Source organism: Pedobacter sp. JCM 36344, assembly GCF_046546555.1.
In the GTDB taxonomy this organism is placed as follows: Bacteria; Bacteroidota; Bacteroidia; order Sphingobacteriales; family Sphingobacteriaceae; genus Pedobacter.
In genome coordinates, this window is the sequence record NZ_JBKHKK010000001.1 from 230,123 (window position 1) to 253,118 (window position 22,996).

The 22,996-nt window shown below is 40.1% G+C and carries 21 protein-coding genes; 12 read left to right on the top strand and 9 right to left on the bottom strand.

What is annotated here, in order from left to right; all coding sequences use genetic code 11:
• Complete coding sequence (locus tag ACHFIZ_RS01075; RefSeq protein ID WP_410881980.1) at positions 1-1,152, bottom strand: BT_3928 family protein; 1,152 nt, start codon at positions 1,150-1,152, stop codon at positions 1-3.
• Between the two features lie 4 nt (positions 1,153-1,156).
• The gene (locus ACHFIZ_RS01080; RefSeq protein WP_410881982.1) at positions 1,157-1,699 is read right to left on the bottom strand and encodes a DUF1599 domain-containing protein; all 543 of its coding nucleotides are present in this window, start codon (positions 1,697-1,699) and stop codon (positions 1,157-1,159) included.
• A 27-nt stretch (positions 1,700-1,726) separates the two neighbouring features.
• Between ACHFIZ_RS01080 and folP the strand changes: the two genes are divergently transcribed.
• Together folP and cdaA are read left to right on the top strand one after the other, a co-directional pair.
• Complete coding sequence (folP, locus tag ACHFIZ_RS01085; RefSeq protein WP_410881984.1) at positions 1,727-2,593, top strand: dihydropteroate synthase; 867 nt, start codon at positions 1,727-1,729, stop codon at positions 2,591-2,593.
• Positions 2,594-2,610: 17 nt separating this feature from the next.
• Positions 2,611-3,402 carry a diadenylate cyclase CdaA gene (gene cdaA / locus ACHFIZ_RS01090; protein ID WP_410881986.1) on the top strand — a complete coding sequence of 264 codons (792 nt, stop codon included), beginning with the start codon at positions 2,611-2,613 and terminating at the stop codon, positions 3,400-3,402.
• On the opposite strand, the gene ACHFIZ_RS01095 is transcribed toward cdaA, so the two are convergent.
• Together ACHFIZ_RS01095 and ACHFIZ_RS01100 are read right to left on the bottom strand one after the other, a co-directional pair.
• Positions 3,403-4,245 (bottom strand): transglutaminase-like domain-containing protein, encoded by an 843-nt coding sequence (locus ACHFIZ_RS01095; protein ID WP_410881988.1) that lies wholly within the window; start codon positions 4,243-4,245, stop codon positions 3,403-3,405.
• Positions 4,242-4,985 carry a peptidase gene (locus ACHFIZ_RS01100; RefSeq protein ID WP_410881990.1) on the bottom strand — a complete coding sequence of 248 codons (744 nt, stop codon included), beginning with the start codon at positions 4,983-4,985 and terminating at the stop codon, positions 4,242-4,244. Before ACHFIZ_RS01100 ends, ACHFIZ_RS01095 begins: the two co-directional genes overlap by 4 nt.
• A gap of 180 nt (positions 4,986-5,165) precedes the next feature.
• Here ACHFIZ_RS01100 and ACHFIZ_RS01105 point away from each other — a divergent pair, with 180 nt between their 5' ends.
• Positions 5,166-7,532, top strand: coding sequence for an ATP-binding protein (locus tag ACHFIZ_RS01105; protein ID WP_410881992.1), 2,367 nt, complete (start codon positions 5,166-5,168; stop codon positions 7,530-7,532).
• A 60-nt stretch (positions 7,533-7,592) separates the two neighbouring features.
• Here the strand turns inward: ACHFIZ_RS01105 and ACHFIZ_RS01110 are convergent, their stop codons facing one another.
• The 3 genes from ACHFIZ_RS01110 to ACHFIZ_RS01120 all read right to left on the bottom strand — a co-directional run bounded on the left by ACHFIZ_RS01110 (position 7,593) and on the right by ACHFIZ_RS01120 (position 8,904).
• Positions 7,593-8,003: a BrxA/BrxB family bacilliredoxin gene (locus tag ACHFIZ_RS01110; protein WP_410881994.1), complete on the bottom strand. Its 411-nt coding sequence runs from the start codon at positions 8,001-8,003 to the stop codon at positions 7,593-7,595.
• A gap of 129 nt (positions 8,004-8,132) precedes the next feature.
• Positions 8,133-8,573 (bottom strand): CCC motif membrane protein, encoded by a 441-nt coding sequence (locus ACHFIZ_RS01115; RefSeq protein ID WP_410881996.1) that lies wholly within the window; start codon positions 8,571-8,573, stop codon positions 8,133-8,135.
• Positions 8,574-8,577: 4 nt separating this feature from the next.
• On the bottom strand, positions 8,578-8,904 hold the full coding sequence (locus ACHFIZ_RS01120) for a DUF2752 domain-containing protein (protein ID WP_410881998.1): 327 nt from the start codon (positions 8,902-8,904) through the stop codon (positions 8,578-8,580).
• 188 nt (positions 8,905-9,092) lie between these two features.
• Here ACHFIZ_RS01120 and ahcY point away from each other — a divergent pair, with 188 nt between their 5' ends.
• The 5 genes from ahcY to ACHFIZ_RS01145 all read left to right on the top strand — a co-directional run bounded on the left by ahcY (position 9,093) and on the right by ACHFIZ_RS01145 (position 15,388).
• Positions 9,093-10,409, top strand: coding sequence for an adenosylhomocysteinase (gene ahcY, locus ACHFIZ_RS01125; RefSeq protein ID WP_410882000.1), 1,317 nt, complete (start codon positions 9,093-9,095; stop codon positions 10,407-10,409).
• Positions 10,410-10,546: 137 nt separating this feature from the next.
• Positions 10,547-11,266 (top strand): pyridoxine 5'-phosphate synthase, encoded by a 720-nt coding sequence (locus ACHFIZ_RS01130; RefSeq protein ID WP_410882002.1) that lies wholly within the window; start codon positions 10,547-10,549, stop codon positions 11,264-11,266.
• A gap of 94 nt (positions 11,267-11,360) precedes the next feature.
• Positions 11,361-14,243 carry an aminomethyl-transferring glycine dehydrogenase gene (gene gcvP, locus ACHFIZ_RS01135; protein ID WP_410882004.1) on the top strand — a complete coding sequence of 961 codons (2,883 nt, stop codon included), beginning with the start codon at positions 11,361-11,363 and terminating at the stop codon, positions 14,241-14,243.
• A 21-nt stretch (positions 14,244-14,264) separates the two neighbouring features.
• Positions 14,265-14,852 carry a YceI family protein gene (locus ACHFIZ_RS01140; RefSeq protein WP_410882006.1) on the top strand — a complete coding sequence of 196 codons (588 nt, stop codon included), beginning with the start codon at positions 14,265-14,267 and terminating at the stop codon, positions 14,850-14,852.
• A gap of 134 nt (positions 14,853-14,986) precedes the next feature.
• Positions 14,987-15,388, top strand: coding sequence for a response regulator (locus ACHFIZ_RS01145; protein ID WP_410882008.1), 402 nt, complete (start codon positions 14,987-14,989; stop codon positions 15,386-15,388).
• A gap of 1 nt (position 15,389) precedes the next feature.
• On the opposite strand, the gene ACHFIZ_RS01150 is transcribed toward ACHFIZ_RS01145, so the two are convergent.
• Complete coding sequence (locus tag ACHFIZ_RS01150; RefSeq protein ID WP_410882248.1) at positions 15,390-16,154, bottom strand: MBL fold metallo-hydrolase; 765 nt, start codon at positions 16,152-16,154, stop codon at positions 15,390-15,392.
• A 95-nt stretch (positions 16,155-16,249) separates the two neighbouring features.
• Here ACHFIZ_RS01150 and recJ point away from each other — a divergent pair, with 95 nt between their 5' ends.
• From recJ to ACHFIZ_RS01170, 4 genes are read left to right on the top strand one after another with little or no spacing between them, the layout of a single operon-like run.
• Complete coding sequence (gene recJ / locus ACHFIZ_RS01155) at positions 16,250-17,953, top strand: single-stranded-DNA-specific exonuclease RecJ (RefSeq protein WP_410882009.1); 1,704 nt, start codon at positions 16,250-16,252, stop codon at positions 17,951-17,953.
• An 8-nt stretch (positions 17,954-17,961) separates the two neighbouring features.
• Entirely contained in the window at positions 17,962-18,696 is a 735-nt protein-coding gene (gene lptB / locus ACHFIZ_RS01160) for an LPS export ABC transporter ATP-binding protein (RefSeq protein WP_410882012.1), read from the top strand.
• Between the two features lie 16 nt (positions 18,697-18,712).
• A complete protein-coding gene (locus ACHFIZ_RS01165) occupies positions 18,713-20,224 on the top strand; it encodes a GH3 auxin-responsive promoter family protein (RefSeq protein WP_410882014.1) in 1,512 nt (503 codons plus the stop codon).
• A gap of 41 nt (positions 20,225-20,265) precedes the next feature.
• On the top strand, positions 20,266-20,694 hold the full coding sequence (locus tag ACHFIZ_RS01170; protein ID WP_410882016.1) for a CBS domain-containing protein: 429 nt from the start codon (positions 20,266-20,268) through the stop codon (positions 20,692-20,694).
• A gap of 54 nt (positions 20,695-20,748) precedes the next feature.
• On the opposite strand, the gene ACHFIZ_RS01175 is transcribed toward ACHFIZ_RS01170, so the two are convergent.
• The gene (locus ACHFIZ_RS01175; RefSeq protein WP_410882018.1) at positions 20,749-22,785 is read right to left on the bottom strand and encodes a M13 family metallopeptidase; all 2,037 of its coding nucleotides are present in this window, start codon (positions 22,783-22,785) and stop codon (positions 20,749-20,751) included.
• Between the last annotated feature and the right edge of the window lie 211 nt (positions 22,786-22,996).

Here is a 22,996-nt window from a genome sequence, read left to right on the forward strand (position 1 = left end):
CTATTTTGAGAAATAATTTTTAGAAAGTTCGTCGAACGAAGGCACAAGATTATAGTGCCATTTGCCAATGATATCCCCGTTTCTAAGTAATAATACTCCAGGGTTTGCACGAACCATACTTTTCAATGGAACTGCATCAGCATAGAAAACTTCCATGAACAACTTCATTCTTTTGCTGAAAGCATCTGCATCCTGGGCAGAATTGGCTGTAAGCATAACGGTTCTTATATTAAATTGTTCGGTTGCATTTAAAGCTAAAGCATTAAGTTCAGAGATGCCTTTTTCATCTGTATCATTTAAATTCCATGCAACAATAACAAAGTTGTAATACGGATTTTCAGTAATTTCTTTAGTATAATCCGTTCCTCCGGCATCTGTAATTTTCAAATCACGAATTTTCGGTTGGTAACCAGCTTTAAGCAGTTTGCTTTCCGGATCTCCAACAATTTCCCAATTGTCATCTTTCCATATTTCGGTTTTCAGGTATTCCTTATCGCTTAGCAACTTCTTCTCCCCAGTTTTCTTATTGGTCATGTTGTACATGATCTGGTATTCATCCGGAATCGCACCCATGGGAATGCTCATCATCTGGGGGATATTTGCACCGACTTTATAGGGTAAAAAATCAAGAATAGGAAGTGAATTATAGGTAAACTGTGTAAATAGTAGGGAGAACGCAAATACGGCAGCAAACAAGCTGCTTTGCCAACCACGTCTATTGGTGATTGGCTGTATCTCTTCCTTGAACTTAAATAAATAAACGATCATAACGAGCAGCACCAGATCTTTAGAGAACGATTGCCAAGGGGTTAAAGGGATTGCATCGCCAAAACATCCACATGACGTAACTACTTTGAAAAAAGCAGATACAAACGTCAAGAAAGTAAAAAAGATAATAACCCCCAATAGTCCAGCCATGACTTGCTTACGCCAAAAACCAAACAACAGCAATGCCCCTAGTACAATTTCCAGAATGCAGAGTAACATCGCAATACCTGTGGCATACCCTATAAAAAAAGGCATGTGGAATACTTCAAAGTATTCCTCAAGCTTATAGCCAAAACCAGTGGGATCATTGGCTTTGATTAATCCGGAAAAGATGAACAATATTCCGACAAATATTCTAAAGAAGTTTACGAGTGATCTTTTCATAGTTCTATTTTACGCCCAGTTTAATCAATGCAAATACGGCATAATTAAGCATGTCCTGGTAATTAGCGCTAACCCCTTCTGACGCTAGGGTGTGACCAAGGTGATCCTCAATCTGTTTTACCCTCAAGATCTTCATCAAAATGAGATCGGTTAAGGAACTTATTCTCATGTCTCTCCAGGCCTCTCCGTAATCGTGGTTCTTGGCGAACATTAATTCTTTTGTTTCAGACACTTTTTTATCGAATAACATTTCCACCCGGCAAACTTCAAGTTCATTGGACTCCGAGGCATCAAGATCCAGTTGAACCATTGCGATCACGCAGTAGTTGATTATGCCAATATATTCCGAAGTAATGTCTTCTCCAACCTTTGAAACTTTCTTCACTTCCAGTGTACGAATTCGTTGTGCCTTTATAAAGATCTGATCAGTAATAGATGCGGGTCTGAGTATGCGCCATGCAGTACCGTAATCACTCGTCTTTTTTACAAAAAGCGATTTGCAAACCGTTATAACTGAATCGTATTCTTGTGAAGTATTTGTTGCCAATTTTATCTAAGTTTGCAGCATTAAACAATGGCTAAAGATACATTTTTATACCGAAAGAGCACACTTAACCTGCAAGGAAAGCTAGTAGATCTAGCTATTCCATCGGTCATGGCAATCCTTAATATCACGCCTGATTCCTTCTTTAAAGGAAGTAGAGTCGACAGTATTGACGATGCCCTTTTTCGGGTCGAAGAATTTCTTAATGAGGGTGCAAAGTTCATTGATTTGGGTGCCTATTCTTCCAGACCTGGTGCAACCGATATCACAGCCGATGAAGAACTGCAACGACTCATCCCATTTGTCGAAGCCATAAATAAGCGGTTTCCTGAGGCAGCACTTTCCATTGACACTTTTCGCGCAAAGGTCGCGAAAACCGCCATTGAAGCTGGCGGACATATAATTAACGACATAAGTGCAGGTAGCTTCGATGAGGAAATGTTTGTTACTATAGCGGCATTAAATGTTCCCTACATCATGATGCACATGAAAGGCAATCCTCAGAATATGCAGGACTTTGCCCATTACAAAAACATCAGCATCGAGGTTTCAAATTATTTCAGCGCTAAAATTGCAAAGCTTCGTTCCCTAGGGGTAAAAGACGTCATTATTGACCCCGGTTTCGGGTTTTCAAAAACCATCGATCATAATTATGAGCTATTGCAGCACTTAGAAGATCTCCATATTTTCGGTCTCCCTATTCTAGTTGGCGTTTCCCGGAAAGGCATGATTTATAAGTTTCTGAAAACAACAGCCGCAGCCGCATTGAATGGAACGAGCGTACTGAACACTATAGCCCTGTTAAAAGGAGCTAATATCCTTAGAGTTCATGATGTTCAAGAAGCTAAGGAATGCATCAATATCATCCGAAAGATGCAACAACAGTATTCTGATTAATTTCCTACCTTGCATTGATGAAAAGTTTAGACTTCGATTTTTTAAAGATCACGCCAACAGCGGTTATAGACATCGTTCTGGTTGCAATCTTAATTTACTACATCTATAGTCTTATCAAGAACACGCTGGCAGTAAATCTCCTGCTTGGTATGATTATCATTCTTATCATCAAATTTGCAGTTGATGCGCTACAGATGGAGTTATTATCAACCATCATAAACAAGTTTATAAGTGTAGGTCTAATAGCCCTTATCGTCATATTTCAACCAGAAATCCGGCGGTTTCTGCTCTTGATTGGGAAGAACACTTTTTTACAGAAAAATAAGGCTTGGTGGGGGTATCTCTTCGGTACAAAAGGAATTGAAAGAGATAACTTAGTGCGCATCAAGCCCATAATAGATGCTTGTAAAAGCATGAAGAAATCACGTACAGGAGCATTAATCGTGTTTGTTAAATTTTATGACGACCAGCTTTTTGCCAATAGTTGCGAAATCATAGAGTCTAAGATCTCTAAAAGATTGTTGGAGAGCATTTTTCAGAAATATAGCCCTCTGCATGATGGGGCTGTTGTAATCTCCGAAAATAAGATAAAGAGTGCCAGTTGCATCCTTCCACTAACAGATAATGACCAATTACCGCCGCAGTTTGGCTTGCGTCACAGGGCAGGTATTGGTGTATCTGAAACAACTGATGCTGTAGCAGTAATTGTGTCTGAAGAAACAGGTGAAATAGCTTATGCCAAGCAGGGAAGGTTACGAATGAATGTGTCTTTTGGAGAATTGGAAAAATTACTTAATAAAGATTTCTAATTAGTAATAAACATATCCCTGAGCTAAGCTATCCGAATCTAAAGCTTCAAAGTTTTGATCCAAGCAAGATATTTTAACCGCCATGCTCTTAAAGTTCAGGTTACCAAAGCTGCTGGCCAATGCAGTGTCTGTCGCATCGAAGCTCGTAGCGATCTTCACAAGGCCATTAATAGGCATCAGCTTCGTCGCATCTACAATCACCCAATATCCTCCAAGGTAAACTTCAAAACAAGCATGGAAATCTTGTGGGACCAATCGGTATGCATATCCTGTAAAATATCTAGCAGGAATAGTCATGGCTCTACACAAGGCTACCCCGAGATGCGCAAAATCTCTACAAACTCCGATCTGTTCGTTCAGGGTATCATAAGCTGAAGTCTGCGCTGAAGTAACGCCTACTTTATATTCCACGTTGTCATAAATCCAGTCTCTGATCGCCATCACCTTTTCAAAGGTACTTTCAATAGAACCAAACTTATCAAAAGCAAATTTATAAAGTTTGTCCGATTCACAATATCTGCTTGGGTTGAGGTAAGGCAATACCGAAACAGGCATCAAACTAATCTGAACATCGTCTAGTTGCCTGGCAGGAATAGTTTTGATTTGATTTTCTACAACGCAAGAATACGTAAACACCACTTCTTGTGCTTGTGGAACTTCCAAAACTTTAAACCTTTTTTCGCCGGAATTAGCATACCATTCGTAGCTTTTTAAAACCATGTTACAATCAAATCTTTCTTCTAGCACACGCTGTCCTACAGTTTTAAATGGCTGGATATTTAAAATTAAGGTAGATGGAACAATAGAATCGTATATTAGTTCGGCAAATACCTCAAATTTCATAGAGTAGCTTCGTTAGGTATGGGTAATTTATTAAATGCACTGCTCATCCATTCTTCAGGAATATTGTCCAGTGCCTTTTTAAGCTCTTCTGCCCATTGGTCAGAAATATGCTCCAGGTCTTTTTTGCCATAACGATGTTCAACCATACTGAAAGTATTATTTTGATATAGAGCTACATCGATTGGAAAATCTACATCATTTGCGCTGGCTCTAGTCGAATCAAAAGACAAAAACCCGGTTTTTAACGCCAATTGCATACTGGAGTCACTTGTTAATGTTCTGTTTAAAATCGCCTTTCCATGACCTGAATTGCCAATAATAACAAAAGGTGCGCCTTCTCCCAACTCTACCCAGTTCCCCTCGGGATACAATAAAAACAACTTGTGCTCCTCATCATCCTTAAGCTGACCGCCAATAATAGTATGCAGGTTAAATTTCAACCCACTTTTTTCAAGTTCAGCGCGGTCTTCCTGAGCAACTCGTTTTACCTGTGCGCCAAAAGCATTAACAGCCTTGTATAATTTGTTATGGGTTTCCCCTTCCTCAAGAAGTTCTTTGAAATATTGTACTGCCTTATCTCTTACAGAACGTAAGCCACTGGTCATGATAAACAGAGAGTACTTATCGCGCTGCTCAATATAAACTTTTTTCTTTTGTGTGGTGTCTGTACCCGAAGTAATTCGAGTATCTGCTATTGCTACCAGGCCTTCCTTAACCTTTATCGCTAAACAATATGTCATAGTCAAATATAACCAATCCGACCTAAAAAACTGAGCACTAAAGGTTTTATTTGCGTAGAATTTGTGACGGCTTTATCCTATCAACAATAATTCTCTTATTATGAATTTCCAAGATGACTTATTATTTCATACTTTGTGAGGAATAACTACATTCGAGTCTCAGGGATAGGACCAGCAATAATGATTTTTAAAACTTTTAATGCCTTACTTTTAACATTCGCCTTGTTTGTTGGCTCCTCCTACTCGCAAGTAATGGGAGCTCGACCGCCAGATGCTGATGGTATTATCGACCTGCGTAACGAATCTTTCGAAAATAATTACGAGATAAAAGGAAGATGGGAATTCTTTTGGAGCATGCTGGTTGCCCCGGAGGATTCCACTACCAAGACACAGCAATACGTGCAGTTTCCAACTAGATGGACAAATTATAAATCCTTCGAAAGAAAACTACCTGCATTTGGTTATGCCTCCTATAAAGTGACTATTTTGCTTCCTAAAAACAGTGAACAGCTTAGGTTCGCCATGCCAGAAACTTATACTGCATATTCGTTATTTTTCAATGGCAAATTAGTTGCAGCTAACGGTAAGGTAAGTACGTCTGCAGATCATTTTGTTCCACACTGGCAATATAAAGCAGTTGACATTCCCAAGTATACAGAAAAACTTGAGATCCTGTTACAGATAGCCAATTTTGTTCATAGTAAAGGCGGCATCAGCAAATCTCCATCAATAGGCAAGAAAGTAAACATAGAATTTCAGCGCCGTAGTGCTGAAGCCATTGATTATGTGCTCTTCGGTTGCCTCATTATGGGCAGTATGTTTTTCATCAGCTTATATTTGCTTGGCAACCGCGATAAGGCAATTTTGATGTTTACTATATACTCTTTAATATATAGCTACCGCATAATTGGTTCAGAAAATTATGTGCTACATACCATTTTCCCGAATCTGGATTGGTTTTTAACTGCGCGTTTAGAATATATGAGTCTGTTCCTGAGCATTGGCGTCTTTGCGCTTTACACGAAATACCTCTACCCTTTAGACATCAATAAAAATGTTGTGGAGATTATAAGTATCATATGCTTCACCTTCGCTTTTGCCACATTATGCATTGCACCAATATTTTTCACACAATTGATCAACCCATTTCTAGTCGTGATGGTGTTCTGTGTTTTTTATGTTCCTTATGTCTATGTTTCGGCATTCATTAACAAGCGCCCGGGAGCTATTTATGCCTTATTGAGCTCGCTTGCATTAATGTTTGCATTCCTCCTTACATTGCTTCGCTATTGGATGATCATTTGTGACTGGCAGCTGGCGACATTCTTCTGCTATATGTTCTTCTTCTTCATGCAATCGTTGATTCTGTCTCACCGTGTATCATTTGCCCTAAAGTTGGCGACAACACAAGCAGAGGAGGGTCTGTTAGTGAAAAGTGAGTTTTTGAGCACCATGAGTCACGAAATCAGAACACCACTTAACGCTGTAATTGGAATGAGCCACCTACTTTTAAAGGACAATCCGAGAAAGGACCAAATAGAATATCTGGATGTTATGCTGTTTTCAGCAAACAACCTATTGTCAATTGTAAATGATATCCTGGACTACACTAAAATCGAAGCCGGAAAAGTTACTTTTGAGCATATTGAAATGGATATCGCCTCCATTGTCAGAAATATTGTTAGCGGTCTGCAGGGTTCCGCGACAGATAAAGGAATCAGCCTAAACCTTAGTGTGGATGATGCACTGAACAATAAACTGCTTGGGGATCCCACCAGGACTACCCAGGTAATTACCAATCTGGTACACAACGCCATCAAGTTCACCCAAAAAGGCCAGGTGCAGGTAGGGATTGAGGTGGCCAACCAGAATGAAAGAACAGCCACGCTTAATATTTACGTTAAGGATACCGGTATCGGAATCTCGGAAGACAAACAAAAAATCATATTTGAACGTTTCACCCAAGCAGATTCGTCAACGTCAAGAGGTTTTGGGGGCACTGGTTTAGGTTTAGCTATTTCAAAAAAAATCCTGGAATTGCAAAAATCTTCCCTTAAATTAATCAGTCAGGAAGGCAGTGGCTCCACATTCTACTTTATTCAGATTTTTGAAAAAAGCACAAAAAAAGTTGGAAGGCAGAATATTGAAGCACTACCTGACGAGGCTGATAAACCGCTAACCGGGATTCATATTTTACTTGTTGAAGACAACCTGATGAATGTACTTGTCGCGCAAAAATATCTGGAAAGATGGGGAGCAACCATTGATGTGGCACATAATGGACTTGAAGGGCTTAACATGGTCAACCCAAAGATCCATAAACTCGTACTAATCGATTTGCATATGCCTATCATGGATGGCTATGAGGCAACTAGAAATATGCGTTCCAGAGGAATCAATATTCCAATAATAGCACTAACCGCTAATCTTCCTAATGAAATTGCTCAGCAAGTGAAAGATGCTGGTATTGATGACTTTGTGGTTAAGCCCTTTCTTCCAGATGAGCTTTACCGAAAAGTACTACATTTCACCGCAGGAGAAAAATAGTGCAAATAAAAAGCCGCTGATACATATTCGTTACAGCGGCCTTTTGGTTAAAGCATTTTATTAGCAGTACTGATCAAAAGCACCAACTAGACTATCTGCGATCATTTGAGCCGGGCGACCTTCAATTTGATGACGCTCGATCATGTGAACAAGTTTGCCATCTTTAAATAAAGCCATTGCGGGTGATGATGGCGGAAAAGGCATCATGTAACCTCTTGCTCTATCAACTGCCTCCTTTTCCATACCAGCGAAAACAGTTATTAATTTATCAGGATGTTTATCATTAGCTGCTGCTAATCTCGCTGCAGGACGAGCATTAGCCGCCGCACAACCACAAACTGAATTAACGACGACAAAAACGGTTCCTTCGGCACCAATCGCATTGTCAACATCAGCAGCGGTTTTCATCTCTTCAAAACCAACTTTTGTCAATTCTGCACGCATCGGTTCAACTAAATATTCTGGATACATATTATTAAATTTTGATTATCTCTTTTTGAATGCATAAAGGTACAGCCCTAAAGAACAGTATCAAAGCATTATACATGCCCTATTACAGTTTTTACCTTAAAATTACGATGATCAGATCGTAAGAACCTTTTACTGGTTCCTCATTCCTTCGAGTACTTCTTTCATGTGTTGTGGATCCTGCAAAGCAGCAAATCCGAAAAACATTACGATTGCCACTATAAACAGAACATATAGCACGCTTAATATCAAAGCAATAATGGAGCAAATTCTCCCCGCTTTTGAGTTTTTATAAGAACTTTCGGTATACGCGTCCGGATTGCTTTTGTATAAGGTCAAATCCTTGTTCCCGAGAACAAGACCAATGATACCCAAAATAAGTCCAGGTACACCATAGCAGCAGCAAGACAATATTGCCAGGATGCCTAAAACCAAAACAGGGGTGCTATTTGGCAGTGACATTTGCCCAAATTGTCCATATGGGGTGACTGGCGGTACTTGCTGTGAAAAGTCCGATGGCTTAAGGTTATGTGTGAATTCTGGTTCTTGACCAGGTACTTGATTTTCTGACATAAGGTTAATTTAAATTATGGGTGAATATTTTATATGAATAGTTAAGTAGAATGATCAGTGCAATAAGCGCGTAGGCAATTTTGATAAGGAATGCCCCATGTTTAAAATCAAACTTTAGATGAGCAGGAACAAATAGCACCAATGCGATGATTGGCATGGAAGCAGGGTAAAGCTGGAAAGAATGGTTTAGATCACCTTTGACCAATGCAATAACCGAGCGCTGAAAGCCACAACCTGGACAATCAAGGCCAGTATGACCCTTGAATGGACATGAAAGTAAATGCGCTTCCAGCCAGTTTATTAACCCAAGAAATGTGACGAACAGAGACATGAGGGAACTGCGTATTTTATTCGTTACTAAATTATACAATTAGTTGACAAATAAAATATCATCTCAAATTTATTATCTTCCACATTATCAGCATGATGCATAAACACCAAAGGATTTACTTTAGCTGCCAACTTTTGAAATTGGTCAAAGTAATCCCTACTTTTGCCAAACAATTAATCATAAAAAATATGTCATCAGTAGAGACAACTTACGTTCCTTACAAAGTTAAGGACATTTCACTGGCAGAATGGGGCCGCAAAGAGATTGGTTTAGCAGAAGCAGAAATGCCGGGGCTAATGTCGCTTCGTGAGGAATTCGGTCCGTCACAACCATTAAAAGGAGCACGCATTGCTGGCTGCCTTCACATGACCATCCAAACTGCAGTTTTAATTGAAACTTTGGTTGCCCTGGGCGCAGAAGTTACCTGGTCGTCATGCAATATTTTCTCCACACAAGATCACGCTGCTGCTGCTATCGCTGCTGCAGGTATTCAGGTTTATGCCTGGAAAGGCTTAGATGAGGAAAGCTTTGACTGGTGTATCGAGCAGACTTTACACTTTGGTGCAGATCATCAGCCGTTGAACATGATCTTAGACGATGGTGGTGATTTGACTAACATGGTTTTCGATAAATTCCCTGAGCTGATCGCAAACATCAAAGGTCTTTCCGAAGAAACTACTACAGGTGTTCACCGTCTGTATGAGCGTATGAAAAACGGAACATTGCACTTACCCGCAATCAACGTAAATGATTCAGTTACTAAATCTAAGTTCGACAACAAATACGGTTGCCGTGAGTCATTAGTGGATGCGATTCGTCGTGCTACAGACATCATGATGGCCGGTAAAGTTGCTGTAGTTGCCGGTTATGGTGATGTTGGTAAAGGTTCTGCAGAATCTTTAAGCTCACAAGGTGTACGTGTTATCGTTTCCGAAATTGATCCGATCTGTGCATTGCAAGCTGCAATGGAAGGTTATGAAGTTAAGAAATTTGCTACAGCTGTTTTAGAAGCTGATATCATCGTTACCACAACTGGTAACTGCAACATCGTTCGCGCAGAACACTTCAAAGTAATGAAAGATAAAGCTATCGTTTGTAATATTGGTCACTTCGACAATGAGATTGATGTAGCCTGGTTAAACTCAAACTATGGAAATACCAAAGTAGAAATCAAACCACAAGTTGATAAGTACACAATCGACGGTAAAGACATCATTTTATTAGCGGAAGGCCGTTTGGTTAATTTAGGTTGCGCAACTGGTCACCCAAGTTTCGTAATGTCTGCATCTTTCACTAACCAGACTTTAGCACAATTAGAGCTTTGGACTAATCCAGATAAATATGACAATAAAGTTTATGTTCTTCCAAAATATTTAGATGAGAAAGTTGCCCGTTTACACCTTGCTAAAATTGGTGTTGAACTTGACGTATTGGATCAAAATCAAGCCGATTACATCGGTGTAGCTGTTGAAGGTCCCTTTAAACCGGAAGCATACAGATACTAGGTAATACAACAAAGACAGAACGTCAATTTTATTAAAAGGATGATACCAAACAGTATCATCCTTTTTTATTACATCCAGTAACCTTTAAACAAACCATAACCCTTATTTACTGTTAAAACAAATCTTATATTTGTTTTATGGCAAAGCTTTCTGTAAACATCAACAAAATAGCGACCCTTCGCAACAGTCGCGGAGGAAATAATCCTGATCTCGTAAAGGTGGCGTTAGATTGTGAACGATTTGGTGCAGAAGGTATCACCGTTCATCCAAGACCAGATGAACGTCACATCAGGTATCAGGACACCTATGATTTAATGGCTTCTATCTCCACTGAATTCAACATTGAAGGAAATTGCAGAGAACAGAAATTTGTTAAGCTCGTTCTGGCGAATAGACCAGCACAGGTAACTCTGGTTCCCGATACAGAAGGACAAATCACTTCCAATCACGGATGGGATACGATCAAGCACAAAACCTACCTGAAAGAAATGGTTTCGATATTCCAATCCGAAGCCATCAGGGTTTCCATTTTCATCGATCCTATTGTTGACATGATCGATGCTGCAGCAGAAAGTGGCACAGATAGAATTGAGCTTTATACAGAAGCATATGCTCACAATTATTATAATAATAGAGAGAAAGCAATAGTATCTTATGTGGCAGCAGCGCACAAGGCTAATGAGATTGGCTTAGGAATCAATGCAGGTCATGATTTAGATTTACACAACTTAAAATACTTCTCAGAAAGCATCCCCGGACTACTGGAAGTAAGCATTGGACATGCACTGATCAGCGATGCGCTTTACCTTGGCTTAGAAAACACCATTCAAATGTATTTGAGGCAATTGAAGCATTAAAACTATACACCAAACATGTTACTGAAACATGGAATTCTTGACCATAAATAGGCGCATTTTTATTAACTTTGCGCAACTTTTATTCTAAGAATTCATGAGCTTAAATATTCATTACCAAGAAGACTTTAAAGATCGTCACATTGCGCCAAAGGCTGAAGATAGAGATGCAATGCTTGCCGTTCTGGGCGTTAGTTCTGTCGAGGAACTAATTGAACAAACTGTTCCCCAGAAAATCAGATTGAAACAGCCATTAAATTTGCCAAAAGCCAAATCTGAGAAAGATTATTTAACTACGCTAAAACAGACTGCATCCTTAAATAAAGTATTTAAATCTTATATCGGACAAGGTTACTATGATACGATAACTCCCGGCGTAATACTTCGAAATGTGATGGAAAACCCGGGATGGTATACACAATATACGCCTTACCAGGCAGAAATCGCGCAGGGTCGTTTGCAGGCCTTGCTAAATTTCCAGACTGCAGTTATTGACTTAACAGGAATGGAAATTGCAAATGCATCCCTTCTTGATGAAGGTACCGCAGCCGCTGAAGCAATGTTCATGCAATACAGCCTGCGTAAAAACCAGTCGGCCAAGAAGTTTTTTGTTTCCAGATTGTTATTTCCACAGACCGTTGATATTCTAAAAACAAGAGCGAATCCTTTCGGGATTGAACTTGTTATTGGCGATCACCTGACATTCGGCTTGCATGATGAATTCTTCGGCGCCATTGTTCAATATCCGGCAGGAAACGGTGAAGTATATGACTACACTGCTTTTGCACAACAAGCACATGAAAAGAATGTAAAAGTTACGGTAGTTGCAGATCTTTTGAGCTTAACATTATTGACTCCTCCGGGAGAGTGGGGAGCTGATATTGTAGTTGGTACTAGTCAACGTTTTGGCATACCAATGGGATTCGGCGGACCGCATGCTGCTTTTTTTGCAACTAAGGACGAGTACAAACGTTCGATCCCAGGACGTATAATCGGAGTTACCATAGACAGTAATAATAACTATGCTTTGCGCATGGCTTTACAAACGAGGGAACAGCACATCCGTAGAGATAAGGCGACTTCTAACATTTGTACAGCACAAGCACTGTTAGCGATCATGGCTGGCTTTTATGCGGCATATCATGGACCAAAAGGTCTGAAACTAATTGCGGAGCGTACTCATGGCCTAACCATAACATTAGCTGAATCGCTAAAGAACGCTGGCTACAACGTATTGAACAAAGCTTATTTTGACACCATTCAACTAGATCTACATGATCTCGTAGACTCGATCAAGAGAGAATGTATTGACAACGAGATTAACCTGCATTATAATGGTTCAATCGTGACCATCGCATTGGACGAAACTACTTCATTCGAAGATGTTAAGTTGTTAACTAAAATATTTTCAAAGGTTAAAGCAATAGCCGCCAATGCAGCTGAAGTTTTTGAAGGCAACATCGTAACGGTTATCCCAGAATCGCTACAGCGTACTTCTGAATACCTGACCCACCCTGTATTTAATACGCACCATTCTGAGCATGAAATGTTGCGTTATATTAAATCGTTAGAGTCAAAAGATCTTTCGTTATGTCACTCGATGATCGCTTTAGGGTCATGTACCATGAAGTTGAATGCCACTACTGAAATGATTCCCGTAACGTGGCCTGAGTTTGGAAAAATCCATCCCTTTGCCCCAGCTGATCAGGTTTCTGGCTACTACACGGTGTTCAATGAACTGGATAAATGGTTGAGCGAAATCACTGGATTTGCCGCAATGAGTTTACAACCGAATGCTGGTGCACAAGGCGAGTACACAGGATTAATGGTAATCAGAGCTTATCACCAGGATCGTGGAGATCACCACCGTAACATTGCTTTGATCCCTTCATCTGCCCATGGAACAAACCCTGCTTCAGCAGCGATGGCCGGAATGAAGATCGTGGTTGTGAAATCCCTTGAAAATGGAAACATTGATGTAGAAGATTTAAATGCTAAAGCAGAATTACATGCCGAGAATCTTTCTTGTTTAATGGTGACTTACCCTTCAACGCATGGTGTGTTTGAGGAAAGCATCATCGATATCTGTACTATCATTCATGAGAATGGCGGACAAGTTTACATGGACGGTGCGAACATGAATGCTCAAGTTGGGCTTACAAGTCCGGCTGCTATCGGGGCAGATGTTTGCCACCTTAACCTGCATAAAACATTTTGCATTCCACATGGTGGTGGCGGTCCGGGCATGGGTCCGATTGGCGTTGCGAAACACCTTGTACAATACCTTCCTGGTCATGCAGTTGTCGATATCAACAATAAAAAATCTATTCATGCGGTATCTTCCGCTCCATGGGGATCAGCGTCTATATTAATTATTTCCCATGCGTATATTGCGCTGATGGGTGGAGAAGGATTGACCGACGCCACTAGGTATGCAATTCTAAACGCAAATTACATGAAAGCCCGCTTAGAAGCTTATTATCCGGTTCTGTATTCTGGAGCTAATGGCCGTTGTGCTCATGAAATGATCCTTGACTGTCGTGCCTTCAAAAGTTACGGCATCGAAGTCGTAGACATTGCAAAACGTTTGATGGATTATGGGTTCCATGCGCCGACAGTTTCTTTCCCGGTTGCGGGAACTTTAATGGTTGAGCCAACAGAAAGCGAGCCCAAACATGAACTTGACCGTTTCTGCGATGCTTTAATTGCAATTAGAAATGAGATTACCGAAGTCGAAACAGGCGCACTTGATAAAGTAGACAATCCATTAAAAAATGCACCGCATACTGCGTCTATTGTTACAGGAGACGAATGGAGTCATTCTTACAGCAGAAAGACAGCAGCATTCCCGCTTCCCTATGTTGCAGCTTATAAATTCTGGCCGGCAGTAGGAAGAGTAAATGATTCATTTGGTGACAGGTCATTGATCTGTGCCTGTCCGCCGATTGAAAGCTACTCAGAAAGTGAAACTTTTGCATAAATCTTAACATAAAAATAGACAATGAAATTAAAATTAACATCAGCGGCTCTACTTTTTTTAGTAGTTTCATCGGCATTTATTGCTCCCTTTAAAGCGGTTATCTACAAAGTTGACGCAGAAAAATCATCATTAACCTGGGTAGGCAAAAAACTCACAGGGAGCCACAATGGTAGCATCGCTCTGCAATCTGGAAACCTTCTCTTTGAAGGCAAAAAACTTAGTGGCGGTAATTTCGTAATAAATATGACTACCATTAAAGATGCTGACAAAAGTGACAAACTGGAAGGCCATTTAAAAGCTGACGATTTCTTCGGCGTAGATAAATTTGCTACATCAACTTTTACAGTTAGAAAAGTAAATCCCGGAAAAGGGAATAACGTTACTGTTACTGGTGATCTAACAATCAAAGGCATCACGAGTTCAGTTTCATTCCCGGCTTCAGTAGTTTGGAATTCAGATGGTTCAGTAACTGCAACTGCGGATAAAATTATCGTTGACAGAACTAAATACGGCATCAAATTCAGATCAAAAGGTATGTTTCCAGATGTTGGCGACAAAATGATTTATGATGAGTTTGAACTAGCAATTAAACTTGTTGCTAAAAAATAATTATAAAATCAGCATGAAAAGGCCGCTATCCCAAGATAGTGGCCTTTTCTGTATTAAAATAAACTTACAGTTTAAAGACTTGTTAAGAATTTTTATATCTTAGACATTCAAGATATCCCTTTTGTACTAACTTTATGATGGCTTCAAAAATTAACCTGCTAGTGATCGATGATGATGATATTAACATCTTCATTATTAAAAAGATTGTAGCGAAAACCGGATATAATGTGGAAATGGTCTCTAAAAATAATGGTCAGTTAGCAATAGACTATTTGGCGACCCTCAAGGATGATCCTGAAAAATTTCCTGATTTAATGCTGATAGATATTAATATGCCTGTTCTAAATGGCTGGGAATTCCTCAAGGCATATGATGAATTAGATTCAAAACTAAAGTCCGATATGTACATGCTTTCCTCTTCGGTTTATGAAAACGACATAGAGAAAGCGAAAACTTATAAGACTATTAAGGGTTTTATCTCAAAACCTTTATCTATCGAAAGGCTTAGCGAACTTCTTAAGGTGGTTACTCCGTAATTTACACTATTTTAAATTGCCCGTTATTTAACGCTACAAATCCGGTGGTTTTACTTTTGCCATGATAAAATAAACAATTCCAATGCGCTACGGCTGCTCTGGCACCAAACTGTTCCCTCAGCTCCATTGCTTTACGTCCGTCATAATCGTACTTCGCTATAAATTTCTTGATCAGTTCTTCGGGTTCAGGCAACACATCTCCACCGAAAAAAACTTTGTCTTTGCCATCATTTAACAGAAAAACCTGGTGAAACGGGGTGTGCGCACCCGTCAACTCATAACTTATCTCCTGCGTAAGTTGTCCTGATCCTTCTATAAAATGTAGTTGTGCATTACGCTGTAGAAAATCAAAAATTTCTGTTCTATAAGAAGATGAGGAACTTGTAAAAGCACTCTCCCATTCGCCTTGCTGGATGACGTAGGTTGCATGAGGAAAGCTAAGCTCCATTTTACGATCAATATATCTCACCATCCCACCCGAATGATCGAAATGAAGATGAGACATCAGTACCATATCAATATCATCAGGATTGAAGCCTGCCCTTCTAATGTTCTCATGAAGAATAAGTTCGCCCTCTTCATTATTATAACCGAGTCCAGTATCAAAAAGTAACAGAGAGCCATTTAATTCGACTAAAAAAGGTTGCACATGAATAAAAAGAGAAGCTGGTCGTTCTTTAGCACTGTGTATGGTTGGATCAAAAGGAACAAATCTCTTGGAAGCATCTACAGAATAGGAACCCTCGAATAAAGTGAAAACTTGCAATGGCGTACTTGTTAGTGAGAAAAAAAGAATAAATGATATATTTACGATATCAATGCAAAGATAAAGATCCTGCATGAACAAACGGCCAAATGATAATGAAGAAAAGATGGGTGCAGACAGCAGAATGTAACGAAGAAGCTGTAATTACACTTGCGAAGGAGTTGAATATCGATAAAAGTTTAGCGCAGGTTTTGGTTCAAAGAGGTATTGAAAAATTTGATCAGGCAAAAGATTTTTTCCGCCCGCAGATGGCTAAGCTTCATGATCCATTTTTAATGAAGGATATGGATAAAGCGATTTCAAGAATAGATGAAGCCATCAATACTGCAGAAAGGATTCTCATATATGGAGATTATGATGTAGATGGGACTACCGCAGTTGCGCTTACTTATAGTTTCTTTCGGAAACATACAGAAAACATCCAATACTATATTCCCGACAGGCATAAAGAAGGCTATGGGATTTCAAAAATTGGGATTGACTATGCTTTCGCCAACGGTTATACCTTGATCATTGCACTGGACTGTGGGATAAAATCTGTTGACAAGGTCGAATATGCGAATACTTTGGGCATAGATTTTATAATTTGTGACCACCACTTGCCCGGCGATGAACTGCCCCCAGCTATAGCGGTTTTAGACCCAAAACGCCCGGATTGCATGTACCCCTTTAAAGAACTTGCAGGATGTGGAATTGGCTTTAAGTTAGCTCAAGCCTTTTGCATGACCCACAAGCTTTCCGTTTCAGAATATGAACAATATATTGATCTGGTGATGGTAAGCATCGCCGCAGACATAGTTCCCATCGAAGACGAAAACAGGATACTTGCCTACTATGGGCTAATCAAACTTAATTCATCGCCCTGCAAAGGACTGAAAGCATTGATGGATATATCCGGCAAATCAAAAGTATATACATTAACCGACGTCGTTTTTACCTTGGCGCCACGCATAAATGCTGCAGGAAGAATGGATCATGGAAATGAGGCCGTGAAGATGCTAATTTGTGATGAAGATAGCGCGGCAATGGAACAAAGTGAGTTTATTAACCTTCAAAACTCCGACCGCAAAACCTCTGATCAAACCATCACAGCTGAAGCCCTGGCACTCATAGATGAGTGTAATATTTTGATAAGCAAAAAAACAACTGTTGTATTTAACCAGAAATGGAATAAAGGGGTCATCGGTATTGTAGCTTCGCGGTTAACCGAAAAGTATTACAGGCCTACCATTGTATTGACAGAATCTAACGGTTTACTAACTGGTTCTGCAAGGTCTGTCGCAGGGTTCGATCTGTACAAAGCGTTGTTAGGATGTCAGGACCTTATGGTACAGTTTGGCGGACATAAGTTTGCCGCAGGCCTTACAATGAAACCCGAAAATATCGAAGCGTTTACTGAGCGGTTTGAAGCAATAGTCTCAGCGACTATCACAGAAGACTTGCTTTGCCCGGAAATAAAAATAGACACTGAAATTGCCTTAAGCCAAATCACCGCCAAATTTCAACGCATTATAGCTCAAATGGCTCCTTTCGGGCCTCACAATAATGCACCAATATTCGTAACTCAGAACGTTATGCTTGTGGGAAGTCCGCGTGTTCTTAGCGAAAAACATCTTAAATTTAGTTTAAAGCAATTAAATTCGAGTAGTTTTGGTTGCATTGGTTTTGGCTTGGCGGAGTACGAAAAGCTTTTGCAACCAAATCGTTCTTTCACTGTTTGTTATACAGTGGAAGAAAATGTGTGGAGAGATCAACACAGTTTACAGTTGAACATTAAAGCAATAGAACTAGATAATTAATACGCCAAATGATATTAAGAGCTGATAACCTGATTAAGAAATACAAGCAACGAACCGTAGTGAATGACGTTTCTTTTTCTGTGAGTCAAGGAGAAATTGTTGGACTTCTTGGCCCCAATGGCGCAGGTAAAACAACATCGTTCTACATGATTGTGGGCTTGATTAAGCCCAATGAAGGCACAATATTTCTTGATGATGAAGACATAACTTCAGATGCGATGTACCGACGGGCGCAAAAGGGAATTGGTTATTTAGCACAGGAAGCGTCTGTGTTTCGTAAGCTATCTGTTGAGGATAACATCATGGCGATTCTTGAGATGACCAAGATGGGCAAAGAAGAACGTCATGAAAAACTTGATGAGCTGATTAATGAATTCAGTTTGCACAAGGTCAGAAAAAACCGGGGCGATCTATTGTCTGGTGGTGAAAGAAGGCGAACAGAAATTGCCAGAGCATTGGCCGCCAGCCCGAACTTCATTCTCTTGGATGAGCCTTTCGCTGGTGTCGATCCGATCGCAGTGGAGGAAATTCAGACCATTGTCTACAAACTCAAACAAAAAAATATAGGCATTTTAATTACCGACCACAACGTACAGGAGACGCTGTCAATTACCGATAGAGCCTACTTACTTTTTGAAGGTAAAATTCTTGAATCCGGAACCCCGGAAGTTTTAGCTGCCAATGAAATGGTAAGACGCGTATACCTAGGATCCAACTTCATACTGCGCAGTAAAACACTATAACCTGATTTAATCCCTTATGGCAATTGTAAATTCGATTTTTACATGGTATATGAAAAAGCGCGTTCACCAGATCGAGCTGTTTATGAAATATCCCCATGACGTGCAGGAAGAATGGTTCCATAAGCTAATTTCCTGTGCACAGGATACAGAATGGGGAGAAAAATTTGAGTACCGCACCATTGAAAACCCAAGGCAATTTAAGGAACGGGTACCCATCCAGAACTATGATACGCTAAAACCATACATTGAGCGCATGCTTAATGGTGAGCAAAATATCCTTTGGCCATCTGAGATCAAATGGTTTGCTAAGTCGTCCGGAACAACAAGTGACCGAAGTAAGTTCATCCCAGTTTCTGAAGAGTCTTTAAAGGAGTGCCATTTCAAAGGCGGTAAGGATCTGCTTTCGATATTTTGCAATAACAGGCCGGAAAATCAAATATTAACAGGCAAGGGACTGGTACTTGGCGGTAGCCACCAGATTAATCAACTCAATGAAGATTCGTATTATGGAGATCTTTCTGCAGTATTGATTAAAAATCTTCCGATGTGGGCAGAGTATTATCGCACACCTAATATTTCTATTGCTTTGATGGACGACTACGAAACTAAGATGGAGAAAATGGCTGAAGCCACCATTAAAGAGAACGTAACCAGCATTGCAGGTGTCCCTACCTGGACGATCGTTCTTGCTAAAAAGGTATTGGAAATAACTGGTAAAAACAATTTATTGGAAGTATGGCCAAATCTAGAGCTTTACACCCATGGAGCAGTGAACTTTAAACCATACAGAGAGCAGTTCAAAGAGTTGATTCCTTGCAGCAAGATGTATTACCTGGAAACATATAATGCTTCTGAAGGATTCTTCGGCATTCAGGATGAGATAGATTCTGATGAAATGCTCCTAATGCTGGACTACGGAGTCTACTATGAATTTCTGCCTATTGAAAAGCTGGATGACGCGAATCCCGATACCTTGGCTCTTGATCAGGTCGAGCTTGATAAAAATTACGCAATTATCATTTCAACAAATGGAGGTTTATGGCGCTACATGATTGGTGATACTGTACAGTTTACCAGCCTATCGCCATACAGAATACGGATTACCGGAAGGACAAAGCATTTTATCAATGCATTTGGAGAGGAAGTTATAATAGACAATGCAGAGCAGGCTATTTGTGCAGCTTGTAACGCGACAGGTGCAGTGTTTAAAGATTACACCGCCTGCCCAATATATTTCAAAGGTGAAGACGTTGGCGGCCATGAATGGATTATCGAATTTGATCAGCAACCGAACGACTTCGAAAAGTTTGTGGATGTACTCGACCATACCCTACGAGAAGTAAATTCTGACTACGACGCTAAACGCTTCAAAGATCTTGCCCTTAGGAGGCCCAAAGTCCACAATGCACCCTTTAATACCTTTTACAACTGGTTGAAACAAAAAGGCAAGCTTGGAGGGCAGCATAAAGTACCAAGGTTAGCGAATGATAGAAAGTATGTAGAGGAAATATTAGAATTGCTGGAGTAGGAATATTTAGGTATATTCAATTAGCTAAATGTTAAACCCTTATGAAAACAGTACAACAAATACTAGATGCGAAGCCGTCGCAAATATTCTCAGTTACTGAAGATTCAACAGTATTATCGGGACTCCAATACATGATGGAACGTAATATTAGCGCTCTTCTAATTATAGAGAACAACTTACTTACTGGCATCTTTACAGAAAGAGACTATGCCCGAAAAATCATTCTGCGTGGCAAATCATCTGCAGAAACACCGATCAAAGAAGTGATGACTGCCGATCCAATTACCGTCTTACCTAAGGATTCAATTGACTTGTGTATGAAGATAATGACAGATAAGCACATCAGGCATTTGCCTGTTATGGCAGAGGGAGTGTTGCTTGGAATGGTTTCGATTGGGGATCTGGTGAAGTTCATTATTGCAGATCAGAAACAGACCATATCACAGTTGGAAAGCTATATAAACAGCTAGTACTATGACAGAAAGAGGCCCCGATATTAGTACAACAGCGGGGCCTCTTTATATTTACCAGATCTTAACTCTGTCTTTTGGAGCTAGATATAAAGAGTCTCCGGGCTTAACTTTAAATGCCTCATAGAATTCAGGAACGTTTCTTACAACACCATTCACCCTGAACTTAGCGGGTGAGTGAGGATCTGTCCCAACCTGATTTCTCAGCGCCTGTTCATTTGCCTTATTTAACCAGGCCTGAGCCCAGCCTATTAGAACCCGTTGTTCGCCCGTGAAACCATCCATCACCGGAGCAACTTTACCATCAAGGCTGGTCTTATAAGCTTTCATAGCGATACTTAAGCCACCTAGATCTCCGATATTCTCTCCTAAAGTAAATGTTCCATTCACAGCTAAATCAGGAAATACCTGGAAACTATTATATTGAGCTACCAATGCATTCGTTTTCTTTTTAAATTCGGTAAGATCCTTTGGTGTCCACCAGTTTCTCAACACTCCATCGCCATCAAATGTAGCCCCCTGATCATCGAAACCGTGGCCGATCTCGTGACCTATAACTGCACCAATACCGCCATAATTAACTGCGTCTTCTGCTTCCATGTCAAAGTAGGGTGGCTGTAGAATTGCTGCAGGAAATACGATCTCGTTCATTGTTGGATTGTAATAGGCATTTACTGTTTGTGGAGTCATGCCCCACTCCTTTCTATCTACTGGCTTACCTAGTTTATTGATGGTCCTATTATATTCGAATTCAGTAGCGCGTAAAGAATTCCCATAAAGGTCATTCTTTTTTACCTTTAAGGCGCCATAGTCTCTCCAGGTATCAGGATATCCGATTTTAGGAGTAAACTTAGAAATTTTAATAAGTGCCTGTTTCTTAGTTTCGGGGCTCATCCAATCAAGGGCTTTGATACTCGTTTCATAAGCCTTTAGTAGATTATTCACTAGCTTCAACATTCTCTCCTTGGCTGCTGGCGAGAAGTGCTTTTCGACGTAAAGCTTACCTACCATTTCGCCAAGGTTAGCATTCACCATGTCAACAGCTCTGCGCCATTGAGGTTTTTGCTGCTGAACTCCGTATAGGGTCTTAGAATAGAAGTCAAAATTAGCCTTATCTAAGGTTGTTGTGAGCAAGGTGGAAGCACCGGTTACAGCTCCCCATTTGAAGTAATCTTTCCAAACATCCAATGGCGTGTTTTTTAAAATCGCATTGAGATCTTTAGTGTAAGCAACCTGAGTAACAACAAGACTATCCTGCCCTTTGATCCCTGCAGCCGATAAGAAGGTGTTCCAATCAAAATCGGGAGTCAGTTTACTCAAATCCTTGATGGCATATTTATTATACAAGCCAGCAATGTTTCTGGTATCTTCTTTCTTCATATGCTTGCCGGCTAATGCTGTCTCCAGCGCAAGTATTTTGGCAGCTTTCGCTTTTGCATCTGAAACCCCAGCCAGCTGCAACATATTTTCAATATGGGCTAAATATTTAGCCCTGGTTTCCACTGATTTGGCATCCTTCAAAAAATAGTATTCGCGATCCGGGAGACCAAGTCCACCCTGCCAGGTTAACAACATATAATTCTTAGGATCCTTAAAATCTTCAGTTACACTTACATTGAAAGGTATTTTCAAACCTACCCTATTCGCGTAGCCCAGATAATCGACAAAATCTTTTGGAGAGTTAATGGCATCAATTTTTTTGAACTCGGCATTTAATGGCGCTAAGCCTATTGAATCCCGAACCTTCATATTCATATAAGATTCATAAAAGTCTCCTATCTTTTGCTCTTCAGATCCTTCTTTCCCGCCTAACTTGGCAGCATTCTCAATGATCGCCTTGACGTTTTCCTGGGCTTCATCGTTCACAATTGAGCCAGCACCGTAGGATGATTTATCCGCAGGAAGCTTGGTGTTTTTAACCCAAGTTCCATTTACGTATTGTGTAAAGTTGTTTCCAGGGTTTACAGTTGTGTCCATGTTCTTAAGACTGATCCCTGAGTGTAAGTCAGAGGAATCCTTGGTACTGCAAGATGCCAGACTAAAAAAAGCCGTGGCGATTACAGGAATAGCAAACAATCTTGTATTCTTCATTAGTTTTTTATTGAGTTAGTAAAACAATGCATACGGCATCATTAAATTAAAAGTAGAAATTATTTTTTATAATTAGGCCATGCAATATTCATCCTACCTTTTTAACCTCACCACCGGGTACCCGTTATTGACTACAGCTTTTTTTGTTTTAGTTAAAACGCTAAACCGACAGTGCAGGATGGCGATATAAATTATATTGGTGATATTGATT